General features: G+C 43.2%; 1 protein-coding gene and 1 pseudogene. One reads left to right on the plus strand and one right to left on the minus strand.

Annotation, left to right across the window (positions count from 1 at the left end):
• Window positions 1–89 precede the first annotated feature (89 nt).
• Complete coding sequence (locus QUB35_RS38840; RefSeq protein ID WP_333148381.1) at window positions 90–1,001, plus strand: hypothetical protein; 912 nt, start codon at window positions 90–92, stop codon at window positions 999–1,001.
• A gap of 77 nt (window positions 1,002–1,078) precedes the next feature.
• Here QUB35_RS38840 and QUB35_RS39345 read toward each other — a convergent pair.
• Window positions 1,079–1,641, minus strand: a pseudogene (locus QUB35_RS39345) (IS1634 family transposase); the annotation flags it as partial.
• Window positions 1,642–1,740 lie beyond the last annotated feature (99 nt).

Raw genomic sequence — 1,740 nt, forward strand, 5'->3', positions numbered from 1 at the left:
GGAGCGGAATGAAGCGAAAGTTTCACGTTCCGTTCTGAAGGAGAGGTAGGGGTAGAAATGCCCCTATCGACTCTAACTACCTGAAGCTCATGGAAGTTGGGCCTTACCCCTACTCCATGAACGAATTAGTAGTGGGTCTTCGCCCATACTTCAAGCAGCTTCCCAACTCAAACTTGTCTGTCAACAGAGCGTCAACAAGCGTATTAGCAGTCTTAGATCGAGAATATGGCAATGCAACTTGGGTATTAGCCCAAGCAGATATTCAAGCTGATTGCTTAATGAGAGTCCGAAAGAATGCCTGTTTGTGGTCGGCACCACCAGCCTATAGTGGTCGCGGTAGACCACGGAAACACGGGTTCAAAATGAGACTCAATGACCCAACCACATGGCTCGAAACGGATACTGTGATTGAAATTGATGAACATCCACAGTTGGGACAAGTCCGAGTCAGTCAATGGCTTGACTTACATTTTTATCGTGCGCCGGGACATCCTGTTAATTTAATCCTCGCCCTTAAGAATGAATCCCATGTCAAGCGGTCAGCCGTTTCCACCCTTGTGGTTGGTTTGGGTGGGAGAACGAACTCTACCCAAGCGAAACTGTTTGGTTTAAGTATTTACGACGTTTTGGAGTGGATCATTGGTAACGGGAAAGCTAAGCAACGATTACATTGGACATTGCCTAACTTGAGAACTCCCGAACAATCTGAGCGTTGGAGTGATTTAATGCCATTGATGAGTTGGCAACTCTGGCTGGCTAGGGATTTAGTTCTCGAACATCGACTGCCTTGGCAGTCTGCTAGGATCGATTTAACTCCTGGACGTGTTGCCCAATCAATGTTATCGGTTTTAGTTGACATTGGTACTCCTACGAAACCACCTAAACATAGGGGAAAATCTCCTGGCTGGGAAACAGGAAAGGTACGGACTAAGGCACCGCGATATCCCACTGTCAAGAAACGGGTTTCTCGACGCAAAAAGTCTTCAAGATTAGTTGTTTAATCTCCTCAATGCGTGAGTTTTTGAGCAATAACTTGCCTTCTGTTGAAAGGCAGCTACTTTTAGATGCGATCGTTTTTTAGTCTAAACTCCAGTGACAAGGCATCGGTGTCACAAGCAAATTCAATATTTGATAACTCTCGCAACTTTTTCTGACCCTCAATTTCAGCTTTTTTGAGTTGTTTTTCTAATTTACGTTGGTCGGCATCACGACGCAAACTGCTCTCTACTACGAACCATCTTTGTGTAATTCCACCATAATTACTTTTGTGTTCTGACCAACGATATCCCGTTATTGAACTTTCATTTAATTCTGATTCCTGCAAGCTGAGACACCAGTTGCTGCGCTTGTTTCAGGCTTAGTGGTACACGAGTTAACCATCTTAAATTGGTTAACATTTCTAAATTTGGAGCGGTATATAATGCACTGTCAGCTACCATTAAAGTGTCGAGATTTAATTTTTTTTAAAAGTCTTGACAGATTGAGGCGAATATGGAATTATCTGATTCGTTTCCTGAAGCTACTCGTAAAAATAGTGGCACATCTCCATCTCCACTACAAATTAGGTCTAAAATAAATTGTTTTAAGTCGGGACGATGGTCACTCTTTGTAGCCGTAGGTAATTTGAATTGGTATTGGGGATGTTTGATGGTTGATTGATGAATTATCTAGGGCTTGCTGAATAAGTTAGAAAAAATCGCGATCGCGTAGCTAACCGCAGACATCGCACTTGATGGGCAA

This window comes from Microcoleus sp. B13-B6 (assembly GCF_036705405.1).
In the GTDB taxonomy this organism is placed as follows: Bacteria; Cyanobacteriota; Cyanobacteriia; order Cyanobacteriales; family Microcoleaceae; genus Microcoleus.